The following is a 26,689-nucleotide window of genomic DNA, read 5'->3' on the forward strand; positions in this document are numbered from 1 at the left end:
TTCACGTGAGTTGACCGCTTCACTTCGTCGTTCCCGCGCAGGCGGGAACCCAAGCACTTCACGTGAGCTGACCACTCACTTCGTCGTTCCCGCGCAGGCGGGAACCCAAGCTTGAGCCGCCTGGGACGCAAAATTGGGTCCCCGCCTGCGCGGGGACGACGGTGATTTGCGCGCGGGGACGATGTCGATATGTCCGGGACGGCGTCGATATGCGTTCAAGACTAGATCCCCGCCGCCATCATCCCGTCCGCGACCTGCGCCCAGACATTCCCGCTGCGCATGAATTTTTCGGTCGCGAGCAGCTGGAACTGGTGGTGGACGCTGTCCCAGCCGTAGCGGTCGACTTCGATGCGCAGCGGCTCGATGCGGATCACGTTGAACGAATTCACCTCGCCCCGCCCGCGCGTGGACGTCGCCGTGCCGGCCTGGACGACGAGCGCGGCGTACTCGCTGATCTTGTAGCGCGCCTGCGTATTGCCCGCGTGGCTCATGTGCAGGTGGCCGGCCATCAAGAGGTCGACGCCCAGCTCCGCGAACACGTCCATCGCCATGTGCGCGCGGTCGACCAGGTCGTCTTCTTCCACACCGTTGGGCAGGTCGAACGGGTGGTGCGTGACGACGACGCGCGTGACGCCGGACGGAAGCCCGGACAAGGTCGCGCGGATCTTCTCCACCTGTTCGCGGTTCACGCGGCCGTCCTTGAACGTGAGCGAGCGCGCCGTGTTCACGCCCAGCACGGCGATCTCGTCGTCGATATGGACGGGGTCGAGGTCGTCCGTGATGTAACGCTTGTAGCGGTCGAGCGGCTGCAGGAAACGGCGGAACACGTTGTACAGCGAAATATCGTGGTTGCCCGGCACGATGATCTGCGGGCCGGGCAAGGTGTCGAGCCAGGCCTTGGCCTCTTCGAACTGCTCGCTCTTGGCGCGCTGCGTCAGGTCGCCCGAGACGACGACGACGTCGGGCGCGAGCCGGTGGACCAGTTCGCGCAGCGGATCGAGCAGCACGGGGTCGACGCGGCCGAAATGCAGGTCGGACAAATGGACGAGTGTGCGCATGGGTTTCCCTTTCGGTCAGCGATCGTTGGCGCCATTCTGCACCGGCGGCACGAGCACCGTCAGTGCGCCAGGCCGCATCCGGTAGTGCAGCGGCGGATGCATCTCCGTCACCTCGCCGTCCGTCGCCACGAGCAGGTGTCGGCGGTGGGTGTCGATGTCGAACGCGGGCGCCGTCAGCACGTCGAAGTCGCGCGCCTCGCCGAGGCGGCCGCGCAGCGCGTCGATGGCGAAGCGCAGCAGGCCCAGGCGCGTGGGACGCTGGGCCATGTACAGGCTCAGCACGCCTTCGTCCAGGCGCGCCCGCTCGCCGATCGCCAGGCCCTCCATCGTGTAGGCGTTGTTGCCGATGAAAACGAACGGCGTGCGCCGCGCCAGGCGCTCGCCGTTCACGTCGAGGCGCATCGACAGGAACGGATAGCGGTGCAGCGCGGCCAGCGCCGCCCAGACGGCCGCCGGCCACTTGCCGCGGCCGAGGCGGCGCTGCTGCTTCTCGCGGTCGCGCACGATGTCCGGGTACAGGCCGAGGCTCGAATTGTTCAGGAAGATGCGGCCGTTCACCTCGCCCACGTCGACTTGCACCGGCCGGCCCGTCGCCAGGTTGCGCACGGCCGCATCGAGGTCGAGCGGGATGCCGAGGTCCTTGGCGAAGTGGTTCAGCGTGCCGAGCGGCAGCACGCCGAACGGCACGCCGCTGTCGACCATCACCGAGGCCACGGCATTGATCGTGCCGTCGCCGCCGCCGGCCGCGACGAGGCGCGCGCCCTGCTCCAGCGCGCGGCGTGCCGTCGCGATCATCCGCTCGCCGCCATCGGCCAGGACCAGTTCGGCATCCAGTCCCGCGTCGGTTAGTTGCGTCTTGAGCGTCTCGCACGCCGCCTCGTCGTGCCCGGTGCCGGCGCCGGCGTTGACGATCACGGTCACGGGCTTCATCCGAGGTCCTCCGCTGCGTGGCCACGCTCGCTCCACGAGCGCCCGCCGCGCGCCAGCCGGCGCCGGTGCAGGGTCGAGACGGCCGTGATGCAGATGGCCAGCCACGCCGCACCCTCGGCCGCCGCGGCCAGCACGTCGGACAGGTAGTGCACGCCCAGGTACATGCGCGACAGCGCGACGAGCGTCACCATCGCGGCGGCGCCAAGCACGACGAGCGCGCGCGCGCGCCACGCGTGCACGCGGCGCCCGAGGTAGCACGCGAGCAGGCCATAGAACACCGTGGCCGCCGCCGTATGGCCGCTGGGGAAGCTGTAGGTGAGCAGGCTCAGCAACGGGTCGTCGAAGGCCGGGCGCACGCGCCGGAACACGTGCTTGAGCGCGACGTTCAGCAGCATGCCGCCCGGCACGGCGATGACACAGACGACCAGCCAGTAATGCGCGCGTCGGCGCCAGAACCACAGCGCCAGCAGCGCGCCCATGATGCTTGAACCGACGAGGCCGTTCCAGTGCGTGACGAACAGCATGGCGCGCGTGAAGCCGGGCGTGGCACGGTCGTGGAACCAGTGGGCCAGGCGCACGTCGACGAGCGTGATGGTGGCGCCCGTCACGACGTCCTCGGCGATCGCGCCGAAGATCCAGGCGGCCGCCAGCAGCAGCGCGAGGCCGACGGTCAGGTGCAGGCCGAGCTCGCCCTCGGGCGACAGGCGGGCGGCGAGGAAGCGCGCGAGGCGTGGCGGAACGGTATTCAGCATGCCGTTCCAGATGGGGGGTATTGGTGAAAAAACCACACAAATATGCAACAACTGTTTTTTTGTACAGTAACTGTGGATTCATACAGTAGTTGTGTTATTCTGCACCTACTCGAGCAAGACATCTTGCCTGGAACAGCCCAACCTGATTCGCAAACCAACTCGATTAAGGGATCGTCATGACTACTCTGAACAGCTCCTTCGGCCTTGAATACGCTCCAACGCCTTTCCTGCTGCGCCTTGGCCGCCGCGAAGTGCTGGTGACGCGCGACTTCCGCAAGCGCTTCTACCCGGTCAACCCGATCATCGAGTGCGATACCGGCGTCGAACCGGGCCACGTGGAAGTGCTGCTGCTGCGCCGCTGGCTGCTGATCCTGTCCAAGGCGCATTGAGCTCATAAGCATCGTCGTTTAATTCGTTGTCTTTCGCTGTCCATGCAGTCGAAAGGAAACGATGTTCAAAAAAGGCGCGCGTCTGTCCGGGGCGCCGCCGCCCAGGGCGGTCGCCGCCGGCGCGGGCACACAGGCCCGTGCCGTGACCGATGCCCTGCGGGCCGCCGTCGTCGCGCCGGCCCTCGTGTGATATCGATGCTATCAGCGAACGCGGCCTTATCGCGCACAACTGGCCGCCGCGCGCGGCTCACCGCGGTGCGCCGCGCAGCGCCCGTTATCGTGCTTGCAAAAATCTCCTCTCGCTCCACCTTGTCACAACGTCTTGAATTCTGCCGTGCGACCACGATTGTCGTGATCGGTCATCGTATCGACCTACGCATTGAGCGGGCCTCCGGAATCCGCATGCCGCGGGATGCGGCGTCCGTTCTCAACCGAGAGAAGGAGCATTCATGGCACTGCAATTACGCAAGATTAACGAGCAGGTGATGGTCATCACCGGCGCCACGAGCGGCATCGGCCTCACGACGGCGCGCATGGCCGCCGAGCAATGCGCCAAGCTGGTCGTCGCCGCGCGCAGCGCAGACGCGCTCGACCAGCTGGCAAGCGAGCTGCGCCGCACCGGCACGCAAGTCGCGACCGTCGTCGCCGACGTCGGCAACCCGGCCGACGTCGAACGCATCGGCCTGGCCGCGATAGAACGCTTCGGCCGCATCGACACGTGGATCAACAACGCCGGCATCTCGATCTTCGGCCGCAACGAAGACGTGTCGCTGGACGACATGCAGCGCCTGTTCGACACCAATTACTGGGGCGTCGTGCACGGCTCGCTGGAAGCCGTCAAGCATATGAAAGCGCGCGGCGGCGGCACCATCATCAACCTGGGCAGCGAACTGTCCGACCATTCGATCCCCCTGCAAGGCATCTACGCCGCGTCGAAACACGCCGTGAAGGCATTCACGGATTCGCTGCGCGTCGAGCTGGAAAAAGACAAGGCCCCGATCTCCGTCACGCTCGTCAAGCCGGCCGCCGTCGACACGATGTTCGTCGCCCACGCCAAGAATTACATGGACAAGGAACCGAGCCTGCCGCCGCCGGTCTACGCACCGCAACTCGTGGCCAAGGCGATCCTGTACGCGGCCCAGCATCCCAGGCGCGACGTGTTCGTCGGCGGCGCGGCCAGGGCGCTCTCGGCCGGCAATTTCGCGCTGCCCACCGTGCTCGACCGCTACATGCGCGCGACGATGTTCAAGCAGCAGCAGTCGGACGCGACCAGCGCACCGAACCGCGGCGATGCCCTGCACGGACCGAACCCGCAGCACGCACTGCGCGAACGCCAGGGCATCTCCGCGCACGTGATCGAGACGTGCCCGTACACGGCGCTGTCGCTGCGCAAGGGCAAGGTGATGGGCGCGCTGCTGGGCGCCGGCGCCCTGTACGCCGCGTGGAAACTGGCGGGACGTCCGGCCGCGCGCACGTGGTCCGCGGGCCGCCTGCGCCAGGCGCTGTGAATCTCTGGCATCGATCGACAAGGAGGCAACATGTCCCTCAAGCTGAAAAAACTGGATGAACAGGTGATGGTGATCACGGGTGCGACGAGCGGCATCGGCCTGGCCACCGCCCGCATGGCGGCCGAAGCCGGCGCACGGCTCGTGCTGGCGGCGCGCGACGCCGACGCCCTCGACACCCTCGCACTCGAATTGCGCCAGCGCGGCGTGGACGTGGCGACCGTGACGGCGGACGTCGGCAACCCGGCCGACGTGGCACGCATCGGCCAACAAGCGATGGAGCGCTTCGGCCGCGTCGACACGTGGGTCAACAATGCGGGCATCAGCGTGTACGGCAGGAACGAAGACATCGCGCTGGAAGACATGCGCAAGGTCATGCAGACGAATTTCTGGGGCGTCGTACACGGCTCGCTGGAAGCCGTCAGGCTGATGAAGGGACGCGGCGGCGGCGCCCTCATCAACCTCGGCAGCGAAGTGTCGGACCGCGCCGTGCCGCTGCAGGGTACGTATTCCGCGTCCAAGCACGCGATCAAGGCGTTCACGGAATCGCTGCGCATGGAACTGGACAAGGAAGACGCGGGCATCTCGCTCACCGTGGTCAAGCCGTCCGCCATCGCCACGCCGTTCCCGAACCACGCCAAGAGCTATATGGAACACGAGCCCGACCTGCCCCCGCCGAACTACGCGCCGGAGCTGGTGGCGCAGGCCATCGTGCACGCGGCCCAGGTGCCCGAACGCGACCTGTACGTGGGCGGGCATTCGAAGCTGACGTCGCTGGCGGGCTACCTGATGCCGCGCGCGCTCGACCGCTTCATGGGCACGACAATGTTCAGCCAGCAGCAATCGGAGCGCCCGAATTCGAGCGCACGCCGCGACACGCTGTACCGGCCGGACGCCGCCCAGGAACTCCACCAGCGCAACGACAGCGACCACCGCGTCGTCGAACGGAGCCCCTACACATCGTTCGAGATGCGATCAAAGTCCACCAAGACCGTGTTGCTGGGCGGCGCGCTGCTGGCGGCCTGGGCGCTGACGCGCAAGCCGTGGCAGCGCACGGTGTGGCACGCGTCGTAGGGTGGGCACCCCGTGCCCACGTCCGCACCGCCATGACGCATGCACCTGGGCGCTGACGCGCAAGCCGTGGCAGCGCACGGAGTGGCACGCGTCGTAGGATGGGCACCCCGTGCCCGCGTCCGCACCGCCGTGACGCATGCATTTGGCGGACACGGGGTGCCCGTCCTGCGGCCATGACGCGTGCGTGGCAATGACAAAGGGCCGGATGGCATCCACCATCCGGCCCTTGTCGTTGTCGCCGCAGCTTACTTGCCCGGTGCCCGCCCCCGCGGCGGCTCGCTGCCGAGGAAGTCGACATCGTCGTCCGTCAGCGGCAGGTTCGGAATCGATTCGATGCGGTCCGTATCGATGTCGCTGCCGTCCTTGCCGATCAGGTCGCGTCCGGCCGCGGCCCGCTCGCCGGTGCCACCGAAGTCGCTGTCGCTTTCGAAGTTCGGGTCGCCCAGGTCGGCGCCGGCGCTGTCGTAGCCGGCTTCGTTGTCCGACGTCGTGCCGGTGTCGAGGTCGATCTTCTGGTCGTCGTCCAGATTGGCCGCGAAGCCGGGACCGCCGACGACGTCGCTGCCGGTATCCGAAATATCGCTCGGACCGAGTGAATCGATGCCGTGGCCCTTGCCCAGGCTACGGTCGGGTGCTTCTGGAAAGTTATCAGGATCAAGTGTGCTCGTACCAGTCATGTTGCCTCCGAAATAATGCAAAAATCATGAGGACAGGCTACCTGCTTTTGGCGCGCGGGGGCGCAACGCACGGGAGCCGGACGCTAGAACGCGTGGCGCATGCCGATGTTCACGGCCGAACTGCCGCTCGGGCGGGCCGCGCCGCCGATCGGGATGCCGGTACCGTTCGTGTTGACGGTGCGCGAGAACGCGGCATAGAAGTCGGTGCTGCGCGAGACGACGTAGCTGGCGCCGATCGCGAACTGCTTCGCGTCGCGGTTGGCCAGGTCACGGTCGTTCTTGTGGATGAACGAGGCGAGGAAGGTGGTCGAATGCGTCACCGGGACCGCGACGCCGACGAGGGTGTCGCGGCTGTCGGTCGACGACGTGCTGGCCACGCCGGCGCCATATGGATTGTCGGGGTTGTACAGCGGCGAACTGCCCCAGCCGCGGTTGGCGGAATAGGCCGCATAGGCCGTGCCCCAGCGCATGCGCACATTGGCCGCAATCAGCGAATTCTTGGCATCCATATTGTTGCCGGCCAGGTCGTACAGATGGATCTGGGCCACGTGCCGGTTCTGGTGGGCGGCGCGCAGCGACAGTGCGCCATAGTCGAAGCCGATCGACATGCCCCAGGCGCGGTCGCCGAGCGGGTCGCCGCCGAGCGTGTCGGTGGTCCAGGAGGCCCCGGTGCTCAGATGCTTGAACTGGCTGTTGTAATAGCGCACGGCGCCGTCGACGGGCAGGCCGCTCTGGGTGATGAGATTGCTGGCCTTGCCGGCCGTGCCGGCATGGAACGGGTCGCCGACGTCGGGATGCGCCAGGTATTCGAAGTTGTACTGGTGGCCCAGCGTGAAGTGGCCGGTGCCGGGAGGGGTGCCGATGTCATCGAGGCGTCCGTAGGTGCGGCGCGGCAGCGAGGCCCAGGCAACGCCGCCGCTCCGGGTCGGCTGGCCGGTGAACACGGCGATGTCATGTCCGCCGGGCGCTTCGCCGACATAGTCCATGTCCGCGCGCCTACCTGCCGGCCGGACGCAATCGGTGCAAGCGCTCTTGCGCGTCGCATCCGGATTGCCGGCACTGGCCGCACTCCCAGAATCCTGTGCGCATGCGAGCGAGGTCCATCCGCCCAGCATCACACACACAACGAAGCCCTTGTTCATGGCGCAATCCCTCTCTACGCCTTAACAGTATCTGCTTGACCGCAGCTTTGTCTGTCCAATATCGCACAAATCTACTCTCATCTTTTCCCGATGTCTTGTCAGCGTATTCTGACGTATGTATGCATGGAAAATATGAAGGTTCCGATTTTGCCGACTGGTCATCGCCGGGTTTCCGATTTAGAATCGCATGGGTCAATTTGTAACTAAACTACGGAATAACGAGAACCATGAGACAACTCCGCCGTACCCTGACTACAATTTCCCTGGCCCTGTGCGCCGCCCTGCCCGCAATGGCCATGACCACGAAAACAACAGTTGTTGCACCAATGAAACACGTAAGCTGGTCGCGCAACGCCAATATCTATGAAGTGAACATCCGGCAATACACGCCCGAGGGTACGCTCAAGGCCTTCGCGCAACATCTGCCGCGCCTCAGGCAGATGGGCGTGGACATCCTCTGGCTGATGCCGATCCAGCCGATCGGCGAAAAGAACCGCAAGGGGACACTGGGCAGTTATTACGCCGTGCGCGATTACACGGCCGTCAACCCGGAATTCGGCACGCTCGACGATTTGCGGGCCCTCGTCAAGCAGGCGCACGGCCTCGGCATGCACGTGATCCTCGATTGGGTGGCGAACCACACGGCGTTCGACAATCCGTGGACGCAGGCGCACAGCGACTGGTATCTCAAGAACGACAAGGGCGATATCTATCCCGTCACCTACACGGATGGCGCCGAGCCCGAATACTGGACCGACGTGACGGGCCTCGACTACAGCAAGCCCGGCCTGTGGAAAGGCATGACGGACGCGATGTTGTACTGGGTGCGCGAGGCCGACGTCGACGGCTTCCGCTGCGACGTCGCCGGCAAGGTGCCGACGCCGTTCTGGAACCAGGCTCGCGCCGAGCTCGACCGCGTAAAACCCGTGTTCATGCTGGCCGAGGCCGACAAGCCCGAGCTGCAGGAGCACGCCTTCGACATGACGTATGGATGGGACACGAAAGACCTGTTCAAGGCCGTCGCGAAGGGCAAGGCGGACGCGCGCGCCCTCGCGGCCTTCGTCGACCATCCACCGAAAGCGTTCCCGCCGGGCGCCTACCGCATGCGCTTCACGAGCAACCACGACGAGAATTCGTGGGCCGGCAGCGACGTCGAACTGTACGGCCCCGCATTCAAGGCGATGGCCGTGCTGGCCGCCACGCTGCCGGGCATGCCGCTGATCTATGGCGGACAGGAATCCGGCCTCGACAAGCGCATCCAGTTCTTCGAAAAAGACCCGATCCAGTGGAAGGACGACGCCTATGCGCCCTTCTACACGCAGTTGCTGGCACTCAAGCACGCCAATCCGGCGCTGTGGAACGGCCAGTACGGCGGCCCCGTGCAGGTGCTCCAGACCGGCAACGACAAGGTGTTCGCGTTCCGCCGCACCCTGGCGGGCAACAGCGTGCAGGTGACAGTCAACGTGTCGAACGGCGCGCAGCGCTACACCCTGCCCGGCGGCAAGCCGCAGACGCTGGCCGCCTGGGACTACCGCATCGACGCGCCGCACCAGCGCTGACCGGACAGGCGGCCGGGCTCAGGCCTCGGCCGCCCTGCGCTCGGGCGTCCCGGCGAACGCGGAACGGTCCGCGCGCCACGGGTCCCCGGGTGCGCGCAGATAATGGCGCACGAGATAGCCCCAGGGAAGCACGAACGGCATGATCACGACGAAGGCACAATTGAACGCGTTTTCCGCAGTGGCGGCGTCCATCGTGCCCGCGCGCCATGCCGGCCAGGCGACCATGCCGAGCCACAGCACCTTCCACACCAGTTCCCACAACAGCACGGGCAGCATCCGCAACGGATAGCGCAGGCCGACGATGCACAGCAGCCAGAACGCCAGCAACATGGCATCGACAATACCCGGTGCCAGCTCGCGCTGCCCCGCATGGCGCAGAATCGACGGCACGGCAAATACGCCGAGTCCGCCGACGACCAGCAAATACATCGCCCGCAACAGGTACAACCGCAACAACGACACTTCGCGCATGATGGCTCCTCGAACGTTGGGGGACGGCCTTGCGGCCATTGAACTGCGATTACTCGACTTCCTTCAACACTTTCTCGACCGCGCCCATGCGCCCCTCCAGGCGTGCGAGCGCGGCATTCATCGCCGCCAGCTGGGCCACGGTCTCGGTCTGGGTCCGGGCGAGCTCGTCCGCCAGCCGGCGGTCGGCCTCGTCGCGGGCCGTGCGCGCCTTCGCCTGCTGGACCATGGCGAAATACTTCATGCCGAAGACCAGCAGCACGGTGGCCAGCGGCAGGCAGATCGTCAACAGATACACGGTGGTGGACATGGCAGCCTCTACTCTTCCTCGTGAAGGTTCAACGTCTTGACCGCTTCGGCGATGGCGGCGGGCGCCAGCAGCACACCGAACTCGGCCACATCGAAATACTTGAGCGCCTTGCCGTCGCTGGACAGTTCGAGCTGGCTCGTGACGAGCCCGGCCTCTTCCAGCTTTTGCAGGTGCAGGTGCAGCAGTGGACGACTCAACCCGATCTCGCGCGCCAGCTGGCTCACGTAATTGCGCCCGCCCGTCTCCAGCGCCGCGACGATGCGCAGCCGGTGCGGATTGGCGAGCGCCGCCAGCATGGCCAGCAAGCGGTCTCCCTGCAGGTGTTTGGCTTTGTCTTTCACGTGTAAACAATATCTGACATGTGAAAGAAAGTCCAGAACGGATTGATGCATATGCGCCGCCGGCGCGCCGACCGTCAGCGCCGCAGCGCCGTGAACCCGGCCGGCTCCCACTCGCGCAACGCCAGCAGCAGGCCGCTGCCGCGCCGCTTGGGCAGCGGCGACGCCAGGCTTTCCTCATGCAGTTCGGCGAAGCGGGCGCGCAAGCGGCGCAGCTCTACCTGCATCGCCGCGAGCGCGCTCTCCGTCAGCATCCCGTGCGTGAAGGCGAGCGTCTCGTCGGGCCGGTCGAAGCGACCGTCGAGGAAATCGGCCAGGCCCTGCGTGCGAAAGTAACGGCGAATGGGACCGTCGGGCAACCAGTCGAAATCGCGCGCCACGTTCAGGCGGATGCGATTGCCCGGCATTAGCGCGATCAGATGCAGGCGATCGAGGTGCAGCAGCTTCTGCAGGCACTCGGCCTCCGTCAGGCGGTACACGGCGAGGATGTCCGCCAACGTCCAGTGATTCAGCGCGCACGCGGCGACGAGCAACAGTTTCGTGTCCGACACGAGTTCCTTTTCCTGCTCGGGGCTCAGGGTATGCAGCCGGGTGCCGGACAGCGCCGCCTCCTGCGCGAGCTCGGCCAGCGTAAAACCGAGCATGTTGCTGATCTCGATGAGACGGTCGACGCCGAGCGTGTCCGACGTCAGCAGGCGCTTGACGCTCGCCTCCGACAGGCCCAGCGTGCCGGCCACGTCGCGGTATGTCTTGCCTTGCAGCTTCAGCTGGCGCTTGATCGTGGTGATGATTTGCGTGACTTCGGACATGGTCGCGGATTTCGATACGGAGGGCAGGAGGATGGGCTTTGACTCTTGCGATCGTAGCATGTCCGGCCAACACAACGGCGGGACCTGATGAGCCAGGCCGACGAGCTGGCCCACGGCGCGACGCGAAGACGCGGGTCTTCGCTTGCAATATGGCAGTCTTTGATGTTCAGGCGACGAGCGACGGCGTTGTCTTTGCAACCGGGACGGCGATCACGGCGTGAACGGCCGCATACCGGGGGGCGTCGATGGAAACGCTCGACTTCGCCGCTTCGGCCTTGATCCGATAACTCTGGTACGCGGGGATCGCGATGGCGGCAAGGATGCCGGCAACGAACGCCACGGGGAAAATCAATACGAGAATCCGGATCGCGATATGCACAGGCTCGCTGATCACACCGTTGTTGTATTTTCTCGCCCAGCTCTGCTGGCTCATGAAGGTGTAGATGAAGGTCTCGACGAGGGCGATCAGACCTGGAATCCCAGTCCAGCAAAACAGGATGTAGAAGATACCGGAGATTGGGCTGCGCAAATAGAACCGATGGATACCGATCCCGCCGACGAATGCCGCCAGCACCGCGGCCACGCTCTGGCTTTTGATATTGCCAGTCGCAGCGGCCATCTGCTGGCATCCACAATGCGGACATGAAACGGCCGTTTCATGGATTTCTTTACCGCAGCCTCTGCAAAACACCATCGTCATGCTTCCCCCAACAGTTGGATTTCGAATTAACAACTATTGTTGAAGAGTATCGCATGTATTTCGTGTTGGCAATAAATTATCAATCAACGTTCAGAGGGCATCGACAGGACCGGCCATCGCAGCCCTGTCGGATACGACGATGGTCTTTCGGAGTCTCATTCCTTACGCGCACATCGCGCATGAGTACGTGGCGCACGATGAACGCCGGCGCGCGTATCCGCCCACGACGGCCAGCCCGGCGACCAGCATCGCCATCGAAGTCGGCTCCGGCACCGGCTGCAACAGGGCATGGGCCGCCGTGGCGAATTCGAGCGTTCCCATGCGTGCGACGCCGGCCGAGCGCAAGGTGACCGCCAATGTGTCGGAAGACGCGAGGTAGCTGGACAGGCCATCGGTGTCGAGGATGTGGTTGCCCTCCTCGTCCGTGACGGTTCCGTTCACCGCCACGGTGGCAAACGCATAGTTCGGCGAACTGGCCGCGCTGGCGGTTGCCCTGGCATCGATGGTGAACGTGACTTGCGTGTACGGCGCCAGGACGAAGCCGAGGAAGCCGTCGGTGTTGGTATCGCCGATGCCGCTCTCGATGGTGACCAGCGAGCTGGCGCTGGTCGGGGTGGCGTCGCCGGCCAGGTATGCGTCCCCCGTGTCGATCCGTACCTGGACGGGGCGCTCGTCCCTGCTGCCGTCCTGCACCGATTCGCGCACGGCGCCGTTGCTGTCGCGCAGGAGCGCCCAGCCGTTCACCGATGAATCGAGGAAGCTGACGCTGGGATCGATGCCGTCGCAGGCATTGAGGTCGACCAGTTGATAGGAGAACGAATCGAACGATGAGGTTGCACTCACTTGTGCCGAAGCACTGGGCGAAGTGCCCAGCATTGCCGCGGAAAGAAGCGTCGCGATGGCTGCGTGATGCGAGGTTTTCATGATCTGCTCCGTTGACGGGCACCCGGCGCGGCCCTGGCGGTATCGCAGTCGTCTGACCCTGGGGATATTGCCAGGCGCGCAGAATGGGATAGGTGACGAGCCAGCCGACCTCGATCGACTATAAGAAGCGCTGCCATTCTTTCGCTTATGCGAACGCAAACGTGCGGAGGTCTCTGTCGAGATGTGGTGCGGGGCGTGTTGCGCGGGCATATTGCGTCCGCTGTGCGGCGCCGGATGCGGCGTTGGCGGCAGCGACCAGCACGTGTCTGACACAGCCCGCCAACCTAGGCAAGCAGCAGACCTGCTGGACGACCTCGATTGAGTGGTCCATCTTCGGGAGGCCGAACCGGCCCGGACACGCGGCGCAGATATTCGCACTCCGCAGTGCGCGCCCCTGGCGCGCAACGCTGTCCGCTGCGCGGCCAGCAAACGGGCGATTCGGGAGGGATGGCCCTGCGGGGCCATGCCCTTCGAATCTCACACGCGAGGCGCGCAGGCGCCTGGCGGAAGCGGTGAGATTCGAACTCACGAACGGGTTCCCCCGTCGGCAGTTTTCAAGACTGCTGCCTTCAACCACTCGGCCACGCTTCCTGAGGAACCGGCATTATACATAAATCATTGCCCCACGGGCAGCAAACGGGCGGCAAACAGACAGGGCCTACTTGGCCGACCACACGACCGATCCAATCGTCGCATCCGCCTCCATGCGCGCCATCAGCAGCCAGTTCTCGCGCAAACTCTTCTCGAACTCATACGCCGGCAACGGCTTCCCGTACAGATAGCCCTGCACTTCGTCGCACCCCGCCTGGCGCAGGAACTCCAGTTGTTCCACGGTCTCCACGCCTTCCGCGATCACGCGGTGCCCCAGCTTGCGCCCCATGCCGATGATGGTGCTCGCGATCGCGCAGTCGCTCGGGTCCTGCGGGATGCCGGTCGTGAACGAGCGGTCGATCTTCAGCGTGTCGATCGGGAAGCGCTTCAGGTACGACAGGCTCGAATAGCCCGTGCCGAAATCGTCCAGCGACAGCGCCACGCCCAGCGCGCTGATGCGGTCCATGATGGCGATCACGTGCTCGATGTCGTGCATCAGCGTGCTTTCCGTGATCTCCAGTTCGAGCCAGTGCGCGTCGAGGCGGTAGCGGCGCAGGGTTTCCGCGACGCGGCCCGGCAGCGAGGCCGTGAATTCGCGTGCCGACACGTTCACCGCGAGGCGGAACGGCGGCAGGCCGGCGCGCTGCCAGATCGCGGCCTGGGCGCAGGCCTGCTCCAGCACCCACTCGCCCACCTGCACGATCAGGCCCGTGCTTTCGGCCAGCGGAATGAATTCGATCGGCGGGACCATGCCGCGCACCGGATGCTTCCAGCGCACGAGGGCTTCCGCGCCCACGAGGCGGGTCGAGCCGATCTCGAATTTGGGCTGGTAGTGCAGAATGAGTTCGCCGTTGCCGAGGGCGTGGCGCAGGCCGGATTCGATCAGCATGCGCTGCTGCATGCCCTCGTTCATGTCGAGGCGGTAGAAGGCGACGCTGCGGTCCGGGTTCTCGGCGTGTTCCTTGGCGCGCTCCATCGCGATGTCGGCCATGCGCAGCAGCGTTTCCGCGTCCTGGCCGTCCTGCGGGTAGACCGAGATGCCGACGCTCGCGCCCACGCGCAGGTCGTGGCCCTGCACGAGGAACGGCGCTTCCAGCGCGCCCTGCAGCTTTTGCGCGACCGTCGTGGCCTCGAAGTGCTGGCGGATGTCGAACAGGCCGACGGCGAATTCGTCGCCGGACAGGTGCGCCACGACGTCCTCGTCGCGCAGCGTGTTGCGCAGGCGTTCGGCGACCTGGCGCAGCAGCTCGTCGCCGACCCTGCGGCCCAGTGTGCCGTTGATCAGCTTGAAGCGGTTCAGGTCCAGGTACAGCACGCAGGCCGTCGACTCGTTGCGCTGGGCGACCATCAGGGCCTGGTCGACGAGGCGGCCGAACAGCGTGCGGTTCGGCAGGCCGGTCAACTCGTGGTAGTAGGCCAGATGATGCAGGCGCTCCTCGGCCAGCTTGCGTTCCGTGATGTCGGTGAGGTAGGCGATCAGGCCGATGCGACGGTCTTCCAGGTCGCACAGCGGCGACAGCGACAGGCTGGCCCAGAACACTTCGCCCGATTTCTTCCGGCGCCGCACTTCCATCATGCGGCCGCCCTGCTCCGCGAAGGCGTCCTCGAAGTCCGGCTCTTCGTCCGCGTACAGGAACAGGATGTTGCGGCCCACCGCTTCCAGCGCCGTGTAGCCGAACAGGAGTTCCGCGCCCTTGTTCCAGCTGGTGATGTAGCCCATCCGGTCCAGCGTGAGGACGGATTCGTGGATCTGGTCCAGGATCTGCGACTGGTGCGCCAGTTGCGCCTCGACCTGGGCATAGGCATGCGTGGTGCGCCGGGCCAGCGAATGCACCTGCAGCAGCGAACCGGTGAGGCCGGCCAGGCCTTCCAGCAGGCGCCAGTCTTCCAGGCTGTAGGCGCGGCCGGCGACTTCGTAGCGGCCGAAGCACATGCCGTCGGCGCGCACTTCCTGCAGCAGCGCGCCGTCGACCGCGGCTCGCGGAATGGCGTCGTCGGGGATGAAGGCGCCGTGCGGGCTGGCGAGCAGCGCCCCGGCGATGCGTCCCAGTTCGGCGTACAGGGCATCGCCCCGGAGTTTCAATACAGCGTCGCAGACGGCAGCGCTGCCGCCCACGAAATCCATCGTCGCAGCGGCTGGCATCTTAGACATTGCGGGCTACCTGGATGGCCCAGTGATAGGCGTGCAACTGGCTCTGCCACCAGTCCGGCCCGGAGACGCCCGCTTCCTCCAGCGTCTCCGGGTCGGGCCGGCCTGCTTCGGCCAGCCGCAATCGTTGTCCGAGCTGCCCTTCGCGCCGCAGCAGCGCGGCTTCGACGTGTTCGGGCAGGTTCAAGTCCTGTACGACCTCCGCCATCGGCATCTGGAACAGGCGGTCCAGCAGCGAGAACACGCCGGCCATGAAGGCGAGGTCCTGGTCGTCGCGGTCGCCGCCGTCGCGCTTGCACAGCGCTTCCAGCGCCGCGCCGCGCAGCGCGGCCACCGGCAGCATCAGGTTCGGCGGACTGTCGGGATGCTGGCGCGCGTACAGCAGCAGTTGCAGCCAGCGCTGCAACTGGCGGCGGCCCAGGCGGCTGATCGCCTGGGCGAAACCGGTGATCTGGGTGCCGACGGAAAACGCGGCCGAATTCACCAGCTTCAAAAGATGGTAAGACAGGGCCGGGTCCTGCTTGAGCTGCGCTTCCAGCTCGCGCGAATCGGCATCGCGGGCCAGCAGCGCGAGCATCGTCAGCATGTGGCGGCGCGAGGTGCCGTCGTCGCCTTCCGGCACGCTGCCCTGCAGCGCGTAATCGCCGCTGAACCAGGAAAAGCCGGCGTTCTCGCAGGCGCGGTAGCGCGCCATGTCGTCGACCTGGTAAGCCAGGTGCGGGCCGAACAGCGCGGGCAATCCGCCGGCGCGCGGCAGCTCGGCACAGGCGTCGCGCGCGACGGTGCGCAGCGCGATCGGTGCGGCGACGCCTTCCGGCAGCGCACCGTCGATCAGTACCCGGTAGCCGGCCATCTGCAGTTCCGCCAGGCGGCGCGCCGTGCCATCCGTCGCCAGCGCCGCGGCGCGCACGGCCAGCAGCACGCGGTTGGCCGGCAGGACGTTCAGGATGGGCGGCGTGAGGACGGCGACGTCGTCGAGCCGGACGACGCAGTCGAGCGGCGCGATGGCGGCCAGCAGGTCCGCCGTGCCGAACACGCCCAGCAAGCCGGCGTCGTCGAGCCCTTCTTCCGGCGTGCCAAGCAAAAGCGCCACCCACTCGTTCTGCGCATTGGCGACGGAACGTATTTCAACCACCGGGAACGGGGCGCTGGCCATTGGCGGATTAGCGATTATGCATTGATAGTAACCAGCTAATAGTAGAGCACCCCTTTTCGGAAAGCAACTGTTTCTGTTTCCTGCGGGATACGTTTTTGTAGATATATTTACGTCCCTGCGCTGCCGAACCGGCCGTGCTGCACGGCGAACTTGATCAGCTCCGCCTGCCCTTCGATGCCCAGCTTGCGCTTGATGTTCAGGCGGTGCGTTTCGACGGTGCGCACGGACAGGTCGAGCGCCCGCGCGATCTGCTTGTTCGACTCGCCGTTGGCGATGTGGCGCAGCACTTCCTGCTCGCGCGAGGTGAGCTGGTTGTCCTGGGCGGCCGGGCGCGCCAGCTGGCGCGCCACCGCGGCGCTGTAGTAGATGCCGCCGGCCATGACGGTGTCGATGGCGAGCACGATGTCCTTGCCCGGCGCGTCTTTCAGTACGTAGCCGCGCGCGCCCGCCTGCATGGCCTGCGTGACGTATTCCAGCTTGTCGTGCATGGACAGGATCAGCACCGCGATGTCGGGGAAATTCGTGGTCAGCCGCGCCGTGGCCTCGATACCGCTGCCGTCGCGCATGGTGATGTCCATCAGCACGAGGTCGATGCGCGTGCTGCCGGCGAGGCCCAGCGCGTCGGCGCCGGAATCCGCTTCGGCCACGACGCGGAAATGGGGCACGGCCTCCAGGCGCGCGCGCAGGCCGTCGCGCACGAGCGGATGGTCGTCGACGAGCATGATGTGGATGGTCCCGGTCGTCATTCATTCTCCAGTTCGACGCTTGCGCACACGGTGGTGCCGGCCGCCGACGATGCGATGTCGAGGTGGCCGCCGATGGCGTCCAGCCGTTCCATCATGTTGCGCAGGCCGATGCCGCGCTGCGGGTGCGTGGCCACGCCCTCGGCGTCGAAGCCGGCGCCGTCGTCGGCGATGGTGAGCAGCACGCGCCCGCGGGCCGTGTGCAGGGACAGGTCGATGTGCCGGGCGCCCGCGTGGCGCTCGATGTTCGTCAGCGCTTCCTGGGCGATGCGGAACAGCACCGTGCCGACGGTCTGCGGCAGGTACTCGGCATCGCGGTCGCCCGACGCCGCGAACGTCACCGGCGTGCCGCTGTGCTGCGAGAATTCCTCGGCCAGGTGGTCGAGCGCGGCCGCGAGCCCGAGGTCGTCCAGCAAGGTCGGACGCAGGTCGTGCGAGATGCGGCGCACCTCGCCCAGCACCTTGTTGAGTTCTTCGGCCGTGCGCTCGAAGCTGGCATGCGCCTGGCGCTGCTGGTCCGGCGTGCCTTTCATGCGGATGATGCCCGCCTCGATCTGCAGCTTGATCGACACGAGCCACTGGCTGATGCCGTCGTGCAGGTCGCGCGACAGGCGCGCCCGTTCCTGCTCCTGCGAATCGACGACGCGCTGCGCGAGCGCTTTCAGCTTCGTGTCCGCCACGCGCGATTCGCTGACGTTCAGCGCGAGGCCGGCGCCGCCGATGACGAGCGTGGCGAGGATGGCGACGCCGGCGATCCACCACATCGTCGTCTGGATGTTGCGCGACTGCTGGGCGTCGACCTGGTCGAGCGCGGCCTGCACGTCATCCAGGTACAGGCCGCTGCCCATGATCCAGCCCCATTGCGGGATCGCCACGACGTAGCCGAGCTTGGGGCCCGATTTGTTGGTCGACGGCTTGACCCAGTTGTAGCGCACGAGTCCCCCGCCCTGCTTCGCCACGGCGACGATGTTCTGGATGGTCGGCGCGCCGAACTGGTCGCGCAGGTTCCACAGGTCGCGGCCGACCAGCTCGGGCTGGCGCGGGTGCATCAGGTTGCGGCCCTGCATGTCGTAGACGAAGAAATAGCCGTCGTCGCCGAAGCTGAGCGATTGCAGCACGCGCTTGGCTTCCGCCAGCGTGGCCGGGTCGCTGCGGCCGGACGCCGTCAGGTTGGCGATCGAGTGCGAGGCCAGGTCCACGTAATGGCGCAGTTCGGCCTGCTTGCTCGCCAGATAGGCCTGCTGGATGGTGGCGTGCTGCTCGTGCGCCAGCGCGATCGCCTGCTGCCGGACGAACAGCGCGATCGCGCACAGCGCCACGATCAGCGGGGCGATCGCGAGGAAGATGACCTTCTGCCGTAATTGCATGCCGTGCGCGTGGAATGAGTCGTAACATCAAATTGTACAGCGTAGGGTGCGCACCCGGTGCCCACGCGTGACGTATGTGCCGTGTTGGCGTTGCGCGTGGGCTCGGGGAGCCCACGCTACGGCCCGGGCGAACGACGCGCCGCCCGAGCGCGATGTCGTCTCGTGGGCTCGGGGACCCCACCCTACGTAGGATTACGTAGCGCGCTGCGTAGTCGTGCGCTTGTTGGATGCCGACCCGTGCAAGATACTGGATGGCACGCTGCTGTTCATGCAAGCCGGCATCGACCGGTCGGGCAGCGCATCCAATCGGAGGAGTCAATAATGAAACGTCTAACAAGCCAGCTCGGCTGGGCTGCGCTGTCGCTCGCGGGCGCCGCCTCGCTCGCCTACGTCGCCCTCAAGCGCGGCGAATCCATCAACGCCGTCTGGGTCGTCATCGCGGCGGTCTGCGTGTACCTGATCGCGTACCGCTTCTACAGCCTGTTCATCGCCGACAAGGTGATGGGGCTCGACGCGCGCCGCCAGACCCCGGCGTACAAGTACAACGACGGCCTCGATTTCGTGCCGACGAACCGCTACGTGCTGTTCGGCCACCACTTCGCCGCGATCGCCGGCGCCGGTCCGCTCGTCGGTCCCGTGCTCGCCGCGCAGATGGGCTATCTGCCGGGCATGCTGTGGATCCTGGCCGGCGTCGTGTTCGCCGGCGCCGTGCAGGACTTCATGATCCTGTTCATCTCGATGCGCCGCGACGGCCGCTCGCTCGGCGACCTGATCAAGTCCGAAATGGGCGAGATCCCCGGCGTGATCGCCCTGTTCGGCACGTTCATGATCATGGTGATCATCCTGGCCGTGCTGGCGCTGATCGTCGTGAAGGCCCTGACCGCCTCGCCGTGGGGCGCGTTCACCGTGATGGCGACGATCCCGATCGCGCTGTTCATGGGCATCTACTCGCGCTACATCCGCGTGGGCCGCATCGGCGAAGTGTCGCTGATCGGCTTCGTGCTGCTGATCGGCGCCATCGCCGGCGGCCAGTACGTGCACGACTCGGCCACCCTGGGCGCGACGTTCAACTTCACCGGCATCCAGCTGACGTGGATGCTGATCGGCTACGGCTTCGTGGCGTCGGTCATTCCCGTGTGGCTGCTGCTGGCGCCGCGCGACTACCTGTCCACGTTCCTCAAGATCGGCACCATCGTCGGCCTCGCGCTGGGCATCGTGTTCGTCGCACCGATGATGCAGATGCCCTCGATCACCCGCTTCATCGACGGCACCGGTCCGGCCTGGTCCGGCTCGCTGTTCCCGTTCCTGTTCATCACCATCGCGTGCGGCGCCGTGTCCGGCTTCCACGCGCTGATCTCGTCGGGCACCACGCCGAAGATGATCGAGAACGAACAGCATGCCCGCTTCATCGGCTACGGCGGCATGCTGATGGAATCGTTCGTCGCCATCATGGCCCTCGTCGCCGCGTCGACCATCGATCCGGGCGTCTATTTTGCGATGAACAGCCCGGCCGCCGTGATCGGCACGACCGCCCAGACGGCCGCCGCCGCGGTCTCGCACTGGGGCTTCGTGATCACGCCCGACCAGCTGACGCAGATCGCGAAGGACGTCGGCGAAAACACCATCATCTCGCGCGCCGGCGGCGCCCCGACCTTGGCCGTCGGCATGGCCCACATCCTGTCGAACGTCATCGGCGGCAAGGTCATGATGGCGTTCTGGTACCACTTCGCGATCCTGTTCGAGGCGCTGTTCATCCTCACCGCCGTCGACGCCGGCACGCGCGCCGGCCGCTTCATGCTGCAAGACCTGCTGGGCGTCTTCGCGCCGTCGTTCAAGCGCACCGAGTCGCTGCCCGCCAACCTGATCGCCACGGGCCTGTGCGTGGCCGCCTGGGGTTATTTCCTGTACCAGGGCGTCGTCGATCCGCTGGGCGGCATCAATACCTTGTGGCCGCTGTTCGGCATCGCCAACCAGATGCTGGCCGGTATCGCGCTCACGCTGGGTACCGTCGTGCTGTTCAAGATGAAGCGCGGCCAGTACGCCTGGGTCTCGATCGTGCCGACCATCTGGCTGCTGATCTGCACGCTGTCCGCCGGCTGGCTCAAGATCTTCGATCCGAACGTCAAGGTCGGGTTCATGGCGCACGCCCACAAGTTCCAGGCCGCGCTCGACCAGGGCCAGGTGCTGGCGCCGGCCAAGTCGCTCGACCAGATGGGCCGCATCATCTTCAACGACTACGTCGACGCCACACTGTGCGGCTTCTTCATGGTCGTCGTGATCGCGGTGCTGCTGTACGGCATCCGCACGGCGCTGGCCGCGCGCCGGAATGCCCGCCCGAGCGCGCAGGAAACGCCGTACGTCGCGGCGCCGGCCGCGTCGATGGCCGAGGTGCAGTGATGCTCGGCGCGCTGGCACAGGCGGGCCGCTACCTCGGGCAAAGCATGCGCCTGATGGTCGGCCTGCCGGAATACGACACCTATGTGGCGCACATGGAAAAGACCCATCCGGATCAACCGGTCATGAGCTACGAGGCGTTCTTCCGCGAGCGCCAGCAGGCGCGCTACGGTAACGGCAAGCGCGGCGGGTGTTGCTGAGCTTGCCGTTCACAAGTAGCGCCTGAATACTCGTCGTCCCTGCGGAGGCAGGGATCCAGTTTTGCATGTGCTGTGGTAACGCATACAGAACTTGGGTCCCCGCCTCCGCGGCGACGACGTTTTTATAGATATTCCCTCTTCTCCCGACCGCCCCGGCTCCCCGCCACTTTGCGCCAGCACAAACGGCGCGCCATAGCCCTCCCCTATAGTCAATTCCTGCAAGAATTTGCTTTCTTGCATGGTGAACCTGCTTGACAGGTTCGTTCGCAGCGCCGACCGCCGGATCCGCCCAACCATGCTGACTCTCGAGCGCTCAAGCCTCAACCGAAAACTGACGTCGATGTGCCTGCAGGCCGCGGCCAGCGCGCTGCTGGTCGTCTACATCGTCTTCGCCGTGGCGACCGTGGCCGGCCAGCGCCGCGCGGAGCGGCAGGAGCTCGATGCGCTCGCGGCCGTGCTCGCGCAGGGCAGTCTCGATGCCGTGCAGTTCAACGACCGCCGCCTGGCCACGCAGTTGCTGGCGGCGCTGGACGCCCGCCAACGCCTCAGCGCCGCCGTCCTGTACGACCGCAAGGGCCGGTCGTTCGCCGCCTGGCACGCGCCCGGCCACGACGCCGGCCCGGACGAGGCGCTGGACAGCGTCGCGCCGGACGCCCTCGCCGCCGCAGCGGCCGCCGGCAGCCGGCCCTGGCTGCCGGCGCTGCGCGTCTATCACGTGCTCGGCGCCGCGGCGGATGCGGACGGCCATCCCCTCCCGCCGGTGGGCGCCGTGATGATCGAGAGCGACCTCGTGCCGCTGTGGCTGGACATCGCGCGCGCGCTGGGCGTGATGGCCGCCGCGCTGGGCGCCGCGATGCTGACGGCGTTCGTGCTCGCACGGCGGCTGCGGCGCAGCATCGGCGACCCCATCGGCAAGCTGATCAACGCGGCGCAAAAAGTGTCGGCCAGCCAGAACTACACGCTGCGCATCGCCCACAACCGCAGCGACGAACTGGGCATGCTGATCGACAGTTTCAACAATATGCTGGCCCAGGTCGAAGGCCGCGGCGCCGCGCTCACCCACCACCGCGACGAACTGGAGCGCCAGGTCAGCGTGCGCACCGAACAGCTGGAACGGGCGAAGAACGCGGCCGAGGCGGCGAGCCGCGCGAAGAGTGCCTTCCTCGCCACGATGAGCCACGAGATCCGCACCCCGATGAACGGCGTGCTCGGCATGACGGAAATGCTGCTCGGGACGGAGCTGACCGAGACCCAGCGCAACTACACCCGCCTCGTCAAGCAGTCGGGCGAGCACCTGCTGGTGATCATCAACGACATCCTCGACTTTTCCAAGATCGAGGCCGGCAAGCTCACCGTCGAGTACATCAATTTCAATCTGTGGGACCTGCTGGACGACATCCACACCGTCTACACGCCGCAGGCCGAGGCAAAGAACATCCTGCTCCACTTCGACATCGCCAACGACATCCCGGTGGCGATCTGCGGCGACCCGAACCGCCTGCGCCAGATCATGGCCAACCTGCTCGGCAACGCGGTCAAGTTCACCGACCAGGGTCGCATCCTCGCCAAGGTGCGCATCGCGAGCGAGGACAACCAGGCCGTGATGCTGCGCTTCGAAGTGCACGACACCGGCATCGGCATCTCGCGCGACGCGCGCGGCCGCATCTTCGAGGCGTTCTCGCAGGCCGACGATTCCACCACGAGAAAATACGGCGGCACCGGACTCGGTCTCGCCATTTCGAAACAACTGGTGGAGCTGATGGGCGGCGCCATCGGCGTCGAGAACGCCCTGACGCAGGGGTCCGTGTTCTGGTTCACCGTCGCCTTCGACAAGCGCCGCGTCGACCCCGATGCGCCGGGCGACCACCAGCACACGATCGACGGCCTGCGCGTGCTCGTCGTCGACGAACGGGAAACGAGCCGCGTCGGCCTCGAACGCCACCTGGCCACATGGCGCGTCGAGTGCGATGCCGCGGAAAGCGCGGACGAAGCGCTGGCCCGCCTGGACGACGCGGCGCGCGCCGGCCAGCCGTACGACGCCGCCATCCTCGACATGGAGCTGGCGCATACGAGCGGCCTGCTGCTGGCCGCGCAGGTCAAGTCCGACCCGGCCACGCGCGCCACGCGCCTCGTGCTGCTCAGTCCCGAACTGCTGGCCGCCGACCCGGTGCAGCGGCGCGAGGCCGGCGTCGCCTACCAGCTGATCAAGCCGGCGCGCGCGGCCGACCTGTTCGCCTGCCTGGCGACGCCGCCGCGCGGCCAGGTGGCGCCGGCGCCGCGCTTCCTGCCGCCGCGCGCCCTGCAGCTGGACGCCAGCCGCCCGCGCACGCGGCGCGTGCTGCTGGCCGAGGACAATCCCGTCAACGTCGAAGTGGCCCGGGCGATGCTGGAAAGCCTCGACCTGCAGGTCGATTGCGCCCGCAACGGCCAGGACGCCCTGCAGGCCGTGCAGGAGCGACGCAACGAGAACCAGTACGACGCGGTGCTGATGGATTGCCAGATGCCCGTGATGGACGGCTTTGCCGCGACGGCCGCGATCCGGCGCGCCGAACGCGAAGCGGGCCGCGGCCGCGTGCTTCCCATCATCGCCATCACGGCGAACGCGCTGCAGGGCGACCGCGAAGCGTGCCTCGCGGCCGGCATGGACGACTACCTGTCGAAGCCGTTCAGCCAGCAGGAACTGGCCGCCGTGATCGGACGCTGGATGGCGCTGCCGCTCGCCGCCACCATTCACCACGACGACGCGCCGCCGCGGCTGCCGCGCGAATCCGTCGACGTGATCCGGCGCGACGTCATCAACCGCGTCGCGCTGGAGAAGATCCGCGCCCTGTCGCGCGAGCGTGGCGACGCCCTCGTGCAGAAGGTGATCGCCGCCTACGTCGACGACACACCGCAGCAGCTGCGCACGCTGCGCGGCGCCATCGACGGCCTCGATACGGGCAATGTGCGGCGCATCGCGCACACCCTCAAATCGGCCAGCGCCAACGTGGGCGCCGAGGCCCTCGCCGCCCTGTGCAAGGCACTGGAGCACCTGGGCCGCGCCGACACCACCGAAGGCGCCGGCGCGATCCTGACCGACATGGAACACGAGTTCCAGGCCGTCCGGCATTCGCTCGCCGCCATCCTCGAAAAGGAAACCTGACATGCCAGCCCATTCCACCCACCAGCGCGCTCGGTTGCCCGCCACCGTCCTGGTCGCCGACGACGATCCGGTGATGCGCCTCCTGATGCTCGAAATGCTGGACGGCGTCGGCCTGGAAGGCATCGAGGCCGCGGACGGCGAACAGGCCGTGGCCCTCGCGCACGCGCGCACGCCCGACCTGATCCTGCTGGACGTCGAGATGCCGAAGATGGACGGCTTCGCCGCGTGCCGCGCGATCCGCGACCTGCCGAACGGCGCGATGGTCCCGATCGTGATGGTCACCGGCGGCGACGACCTGGAAGCCGTCACCAATGCCTACGAGGCCGGCGCCACGGACTTCGTGTCGAAGCCGATCAACTGGCCCATCCTCGGCCATCGCGTGCTGTACGTGCTGCGCGCCAGCGACGCCATCGTCCGCCTGCGCATCGCCGACGCCCAGAACCGCGCCGTGCTGGCCGCCATCCCCGACACGTTCTTCCGCATGTCGCGCGACGGCGTCTACCTCGACTACGAGCCGGGCCGCGAGGGGCCGGGCCGCGAAGGGCCGGGCCGCGACGGACCTGGCCGCGGCGTGCGCGACGCCGGCGCGGAGGAACAGATCGTCGGCCGCCACGTGACGGACGTCCTGCCGCGCGACATCGCCGAACGCCTGCTCGAACAGGTCGGCATGGCCCTGCACGTGCGGCAGGTGCGCTCGGTCGAATATGAACTGATCCGCTTCGGCGAGGCGCAGCATGTCGAGGCGCGCCTCGTCGCCACCGGCCCGGACGAAGTGCTGGGCCTCGTGCGCGACATCAGCGAACGCAAACGCGCCGAGGAACAGATCCGGCGCCTCGCCTATTGCGACAGCCTGACGGGCATCCCGAACCGGCAGGCCTTTCTCGAGACGCTGGAACGCGAGCTGCAGCGCTCGAAGATCAGCAACAAGAAGTTCGCCGTGCTGTTCATGGACCTGGACGCGTTCAAGCGCATCAACGACACGCTCGGCCACAACGTCGGCGACCAATTGCTGAAGCAGGTGTCGGACCGCCTGCGCGAGACGATCCGGCCGAACGACCTGCTGTCGCGTGGCGACCTGCTGCCGCGCGTGGACGCGGCCGGGAGCGCGGACACGAACCTCGCGCGCCTGGGGGGCGACGAATTCACGATCCTGATCCCCGACCTCGAACGGGTCGAACACGCCCTCAACGTGGCGCACCGCGTGAAGGACGCCATGCGCCGCCCGTTCATCATCGAGGGCAACGAGATCTTCGTCACGGCGAGCATCGGCATCTCGCTGTTCCCCGAGGACGGCGACGACTGCACGTCGCTGCTCAAATACGCCGACACCGCGATGTACCACGCGAAGAACTGCGGCAAGAACAACGCCAAGCTGTACTCGTCGTCGCTGACGATGCAGATCATGAGCCACGTGAAGCTCGAAGTCGGCCTGCGCAAGGCCTTGCAGAACAACGAGCTGTACCTGCTATATCAACCGCAGCTCGACGTGCGCTCGTCCGAGATCGTCGGCGTGGAAGCCCTCGTGCGCTGGCGCCATGCGGAGCGCGGCGTCGTCTCGCCCAACGAATTCATCCCGCTGGCCGAGGAGACGGGCCTGATCGTGCCGATCGGCGAATGGGTGCTGCGCACGGCATGCAACCAGGCGCGCCACTGGCAAAAGCTGATGCGCCGGCCCGTGCGCATGGCCGTGAATCTGTCGGCCAAGCAGTTCAAGGACGAGAACCTGTCGCAGATCGTGCTGTCCGCCCTGCACGACACGGGCCTCGACCCGCGCCTGCTGGAACTGGAGCTGACCGAGGGCACGCTGATGGACGATGCGAAGGCGACCCTGGCGACGCTGGAACAGCTGCGCGGCATCGGCGTGTACCTGTCGATCGACGACTTCGGCACCGGCTATTCGTCGATGAACTACCTGAAGCGCTTCGACGTGCGCACCCTCAAAATCGACCGCAGCTTCATCTGCGGTCTGCCGCAGGATTCCGAGAACGCGGCGATCACCCGCGCCATCATCGCCATGGCGCACGGCCTGAAGATGATCGTCGTGGCGGAAGGCGTCGAGACGGGCGAACAGCTCGTGCTGCTGGAGGAATACGGCTGCGACCTCGTGCAGGGCTTCTACCTGGGCCGGCCCGCGCCGGCGGACTCGGTGACCGGGATGCTGCGGCAGTTGTGGGTGCCGATGACGGCGCGCTGAGAGCCCGCCGTTTCCACGGACGCACAAATATCCGTCGCCCCCGCGCAGGCGGGGGCCCAAGTGTTCAGTGACCGCGCACACAAAACCGTGTTCCCGCCAAGGCGCACCGCCAGTCCGG

The 26,689-nt window shown here is 66.6% G+C and carries 24 protein-coding genes and 1 tRNA gene; 9 read left to right on the forward strand and 16 right to left on the reverse strand.

Features of this window, described 5'->3' with window-relative positions:
- Positions 1–221 precede the first annotated feature (221 nt).
- The 3 genes from U9J41_RS16465 to U9J41_RS16475 are packed head-to-tail and all read right to left on the reverse strand — an operon-like array spanning position 222 to position 2,740.
- Complete coding sequence (locus tag U9J41_RS16465) at positions 222–1,058, reverse strand: metallophosphoesterase family protein (RefSeq protein ID WP_322403263.1); 837 nt, start codon at positions 1,056–1,058, stop codon at positions 222–224.
- A gap of 15 nt (positions 1,059–1,073) precedes the next feature.
- Positions 1,074–1,988: a diacylglycerol/lipid kinase family protein gene (locus tag U9J41_RS16470; protein WP_322403264.1), complete on the reverse strand. Its 915-nt coding sequence runs from the start codon at positions 1,986–1,988 to the stop codon at positions 1,074–1,076.
- Entirely contained in the window at positions 1,985–2,740 is a 756-nt protein-coding gene (locus U9J41_RS16475; RefSeq protein ID WP_322403265.1) for a phosphatase PAP2 family protein, read from the reverse strand. The genes U9J41_RS16470 and U9J41_RS16475 overlap by 4 nt, the downstream gene beginning before the upstream one ends.
- A 176-nt stretch (positions 2,741–2,916) precedes the next feature.
- Here U9J41_RS16475 and U9J41_RS16480 point away from each other — a divergent pair, with 176 nt between their 5' ends.
- The 4 genes from U9J41_RS16480 to U9J41_RS16495 all read left to right on the forward strand — a co-directional run bounded on the left by U9J41_RS16480 (position 2,917) and on the right by U9J41_RS16495 (position 5,708).
- Positions 2,917–3,129: a hypothetical protein gene (locus U9J41_RS16480; RefSeq protein ID WP_056447608.1), complete on the forward strand. Its 213-nt coding sequence runs from the start codon at positions 2,917–2,919 to the stop codon at positions 3,127–3,129.
- A 61-nt stretch (positions 3,130–3,190) separates the two neighbouring features.
- Positions 3,191–3,319 (forward strand): hypothetical protein, encoded by a 129-nt coding sequence (locus U9J41_RS16485; RefSeq protein ID WP_322403266.1) that lies wholly within the window; start codon positions 3,191–3,193, stop codon positions 3,317–3,319.
- A 259-nt stretch (positions 3,320–3,578) separates the two neighbouring features.
- The gene (locus tag U9J41_RS16490; protein ID WP_322403267.1) at positions 3,579–4,637 is read left to right on the forward strand and encodes an SDR family oxidoreductase; all 1,059 of its coding nucleotides are present in this window, start codon (positions 3,579–3,581) and stop codon (positions 4,635–4,637) included.
- A gap of 30 nt (positions 4,638–4,667) precedes the next feature.
- On the forward strand, positions 4,668–5,708 hold the full coding sequence (locus U9J41_RS16495; protein ID WP_322403268.1) for an SDR family oxidoreductase: 1,041 nt from the start codon (positions 4,668–4,670) through the stop codon (positions 5,706–5,708).
- Between the two features lie 245 nt (positions 5,709–5,953).
- On the opposite strand, the gene U9J41_RS16500 is transcribed toward U9J41_RS16495, so the two are convergent.
- Both U9J41_RS16500 and U9J41_RS16505 read right to left on the reverse strand, forming a co-directional pair.
- Positions 5,954–6,385, reverse strand: a complete 432-nt coding sequence (locus U9J41_RS16500) for a hypothetical protein (RefSeq protein WP_322403269.1) — start codon at positions 6,383–6,385, stop codon at positions 5,954–5,956.
- Positions 6,386–6,468: 83 nt separating this feature from the next.
- On the reverse strand, positions 6,469–7,371 hold the full coding sequence (locus tag U9J41_RS16505) for a porin (RefSeq protein WP_322403270.1): 903 nt from the start codon (positions 7,369–7,371) through the stop codon (positions 6,469–6,471).
- 482 nt (positions 7,372–7,853) lie between these two features.
- Between U9J41_RS16505 and U9J41_RS16510 the strand changes: the two genes are divergently transcribed.
- The gene (locus U9J41_RS16510; RefSeq protein ID WP_322403271.1) at positions 7,854–9,086 is read left to right on the forward strand and encodes an alpha-amylase family glycosyl hydrolase; all 1,233 of its coding nucleotides are present in this window, start codon (positions 7,854–7,856) and stop codon (positions 9,084–9,086) included.
- Between the two features lie 18 nt (positions 9,087–9,104).
- On the opposite strand, the gene U9J41_RS16515 is transcribed toward U9J41_RS16510, so the two are convergent.
- From U9J41_RS16515 to U9J41_RS16565, 11 genes are all read right to left on the reverse strand, one after another.
- A complete protein-coding gene (locus tag U9J41_RS16515; RefSeq protein WP_322403272.1) occupies positions 9,105–9,557 on the reverse strand; it encodes a hypothetical protein in 453 nt (150 codons plus the stop codon).
- A 49-nt stretch (positions 9,558–9,606) separates the two neighbouring features.
- Positions 9,607–9,864: a hypothetical protein gene (locus tag U9J41_RS16520; protein WP_322403273.1), complete on the reverse strand. Its 258-nt coding sequence runs from the start codon at positions 9,862–9,864 to the stop codon at positions 9,607–9,609.
- Positions 9,865–9,872: 8 nt separating this feature from the next.
- Positions 9,873–10,205: an ArsR/SmtB family transcription factor gene (locus tag U9J41_RS16525; RefSeq protein WP_322403274.1), complete on the reverse strand. Its 333-nt coding sequence runs from the start codon at positions 10,203–10,205 to the stop codon at positions 9,873–9,875.
- Positions 10,206–10,279: 74 nt separating this feature from the next.
- Positions 10,280–11,011 carry a helix-turn-helix domain-containing protein gene (locus U9J41_RS16530; RefSeq protein ID WP_322403275.1) on the reverse strand — a complete coding sequence of 244 codons (732 nt, stop codon included), beginning with the start codon at positions 11,009–11,011 and terminating at the stop codon, positions 10,280–10,282.
- A gap of 166 nt (positions 11,012–11,177) precedes the next feature.
- Complete coding sequence (locus U9J41_RS16535) at positions 11,178–11,630, reverse strand: TM2 domain-containing protein (protein WP_322403276.1); 453 nt, start codon at positions 11,628–11,630, stop codon at positions 11,178–11,180.
- A 243-nt stretch (positions 11,631–11,873) separates the two neighbouring features.
- Entirely contained in the window at positions 11,874–12,635 is a 762-nt protein-coding gene (locus tag U9J41_RS16540; RefSeq protein ID WP_322403277.1) for a PEP-CTERM sorting domain-containing protein, read from the reverse strand.
- Positions 12,636–13,136: 501 nt separating this feature from the next.
- Positions 13,137–13,226 (reverse strand) — tRNA-Ser (locus U9J41_RS16545).
- 67 nt (positions 13,227–13,293) lie between these two features.
- Positions 13,294–15,369, reverse strand: a complete 2,076-nt coding sequence (locus tag U9J41_RS16550; protein ID WP_425260589.1) for a putative bifunctional diguanylate cyclase/phosphodiesterase — start codon at positions 15,367–15,369, stop codon at positions 13,294–13,296.
- Between the two features lies 1 nt (position 15,370).
- Positions 15,371–16,468 carry an HDOD domain-containing protein gene (locus tag U9J41_RS16555; RefSeq protein WP_322403279.1) on the reverse strand — a complete coding sequence of 366 codons (1,098 nt, stop codon included), beginning with the start codon at positions 16,466–16,468 and terminating at the stop codon, positions 15,371–15,373.
- Positions 16,469–16,638: 170 nt separating this feature from the next.
- Positions 16,639–17,277, reverse strand: coding sequence for a response regulator transcription factor (locus U9J41_RS16560; protein ID WP_322403280.1), 639 nt, complete (start codon positions 17,275–17,277; stop codon positions 16,639–16,641).
- Entirely contained in the window at positions 17,274–18,641 is a 1,368-nt protein-coding gene (locus U9J41_RS16565) for a cache domain-containing protein (RefSeq protein WP_322403281.1), read from the reverse strand. The genes U9J41_RS16560 and U9J41_RS16565 overlap by 4 nt, the downstream gene beginning before the upstream one ends.
- A 321-nt stretch (positions 18,642–18,962) precedes the next feature.
- On the opposite strand from U9J41_RS16565, the gene U9J41_RS16570 reads away from it, so the two are divergent.
- The 4 genes from U9J41_RS16570 to U9J41_RS16585 all read left to right on the forward strand — a co-directional run bounded on the left by U9J41_RS16570 (position 18,963) and on the right by U9J41_RS16585 (position 26,571).
- Positions 18,963–21,038 (forward strand): carbon starvation CstA family protein, encoded by a 2,076-nt coding sequence (locus tag U9J41_RS16570; protein ID WP_322403282.1) that lies wholly within the window; start codon positions 18,963–18,965, stop codon positions 21,036–21,038.
- On the forward strand, positions 21,038–21,235 hold the full coding sequence (locus U9J41_RS16575) for a YbdD/YjiX family protein (protein ID WP_322403283.1): 198 nt from the start codon (positions 21,038–21,040) through the stop codon (positions 21,233–21,235). The genes U9J41_RS16570 and U9J41_RS16575 overlap by 1 nt, the downstream gene beginning before the upstream one ends.
- Before the next feature lie 295 nt (positions 21,236–21,530).
- Entirely contained in the window at positions 21,531–24,377 is a 2,847-nt protein-coding gene (locus U9J41_RS16580; protein ID WP_322403284.1) for a response regulator, read from the forward strand.
- A 1-nt stretch (position 24,378) separates the two neighbouring features.
- Positions 24,379–26,571, forward strand: a complete 2,193-nt coding sequence (locus U9J41_RS16585) for a putative bifunctional diguanylate cyclase/phosphodiesterase (RefSeq protein ID WP_322403285.1) — start codon at positions 24,379–24,381, stop codon at positions 26,569–26,571.
- The last annotated feature ends 118 nt before the right edge of the window (positions 26,572–26,689 follow it).

Origin of the sequence: Massilia luteola (genome assembly GCF_034420155.1) — a bacterium.
Classification (GTDB): domain Bacteria; phylum Pseudomonadota; class Gammaproteobacteria; order Burkholderiales; family Burkholderiaceae_D; genus Telluria; species Telluria luteola.

Bases quoted from the DNA above. Each gene is read 5' to 3' on its own strand.
- U9J41_RS16465 (WP_322403263.1), bottom strand. From the start codon at position 1,058: ATGCGCACACTCGTCCATTTGTCCGACCTGCATTTCGGCCGCGTCGAC.
- U9J41_RS16470 (WP_322403264.1), bottom strand. From the start codon at position 1,988: ATGAAGCCCGTGACCGTGATCGTCAACGCCGGCGCCGGCACCGGGCAC.
- U9J41_RS16475 (WP_322403265.1), bottom strand. From the start codon at position 2,740: ATGCTGAATACCGTTCCGCCACGCCTCGCGCGCTTCCTCGCCGCCCGC.
- U9J41_RS16480 (WP_056447608.1), top strand. From the start codon at position 2,917: ATGACTACTCTGAACAGCTCCTTCGGCCTTGAATACGCTCCAACGCCT.
- U9J41_RS16485 (WP_322403266.1), top strand. From the start codon at position 3,191: ATGTTCAAAAAAGGCGCGCGTCTGTCCGGGGCGCCGCCGCCCAGGGCG.
- U9J41_RS16490 (WP_322403267.1), top strand. From the start codon at position 3,579: ATGGCACTGCAATTACGCAAGATTAACGAGCAGGTGATGGTCATCACC.
- U9J41_RS16495 (WP_322403268.1), top strand. From the start codon at position 4,668: ATGTCCCTCAAGCTGAAAAAACTGGATGAACAGGTGATGGTGATCACG.
- U9J41_RS16500 (WP_322403269.1), bottom strand. From the start codon at position 6,385: ATGACTGGTACGAGCACACTTGATCCTGATAACTTTCCAGAAGCACCC.
- U9J41_RS16505 (WP_322403270.1), bottom strand. From the start codon at position 7,371: ATGGACTATGTCGGCGAAGCGCCCGGCGGACATGACATCGCCGTGTTC.
- U9J41_RS16510 (WP_322403271.1), top strand. From the start codon at position 7,854: ATGAAACACGTAAGCTGGTCGCGCAACGCCAATATCTATGAAGTGAAC.
- U9J41_RS16515 (WP_322403272.1), bottom strand. From the start codon at position 9,557: ATGCGCGAAGTGTCGTTGTTGCGGTTGTACCTGTTGCGGGCGATGTAT.
- U9J41_RS16520 (WP_322403273.1), bottom strand. From the start codon at position 9,864: ATGTCCACCACCGTGTATCTGTTGACGATCTGCCTGCCGCTGGCCACC.
- U9J41_RS16530 (WP_322403275.1), bottom strand. From the start codon at position 11,011: ATGTCCGAAGTCACGCAAATCATCACCACGATCAAGCGCCAGCTGAAG.
- U9J41_RS16535 (WP_322403276.1), bottom strand. From the start codon at position 11,630: ATGGCCGCTGCGACTGGCAATATCAAAAGCCAGAGCGTGGCCGCGGTG.
- U9J41_RS16540 (WP_322403277.1), bottom strand. From the start codon at position 12,635: ATGAAAACCTCGCATCACGCAGCCATCGCGACGCTTCTTTCCGCGGCA.
- U9J41_RS16550 (WP_425260589.1), bottom strand. From the start codon at position 15,369: ATGCCAGCCGCTGCGACGATGGATTTCGTGGGCGGCAGCGCTGCCGTC.
- U9J41_RS16560 (WP_322403280.1), bottom strand. From the start codon at position 17,277: ATGACGACCGGGACCATCCACATCATGCTCGTCGACGACCATCCGCTC.
- U9J41_RS16565 (WP_322403281.1), bottom strand. From the start codon at position 18,641: ATGCAATTACGGCAGAAGGTCATCTTCCTCGCGATCGCCCCGCTGATC.
- U9J41_RS16570 (WP_322403282.1), top strand. From the start codon at position 18,963: ATGAAACGTCTAACAAGCCAGCTCGGCTGGGCTGCGCTGTCGCTCGCG.
- U9J41_RS16575 (WP_322403283.1), top strand. From the start codon at position 21,038: ATGCTCGGCGCGCTGGCACAGGCGGGCCGCTACCTCGGGCAAAGCATG.
- U9J41_RS16580 (WP_322403284.1), top strand. From the start codon at position 21,531: ATGCTGACTCTCGAGCGCTCAAGCCTCAACCGAAAACTGACGTCGATG.
- U9J41_RS16585 (WP_322403285.1), top strand. From the start codon at position 24,379: ATGCCAGCCCATTCCACCCACCAGCGCGCTCGGTTGCCCGCCACCGTC.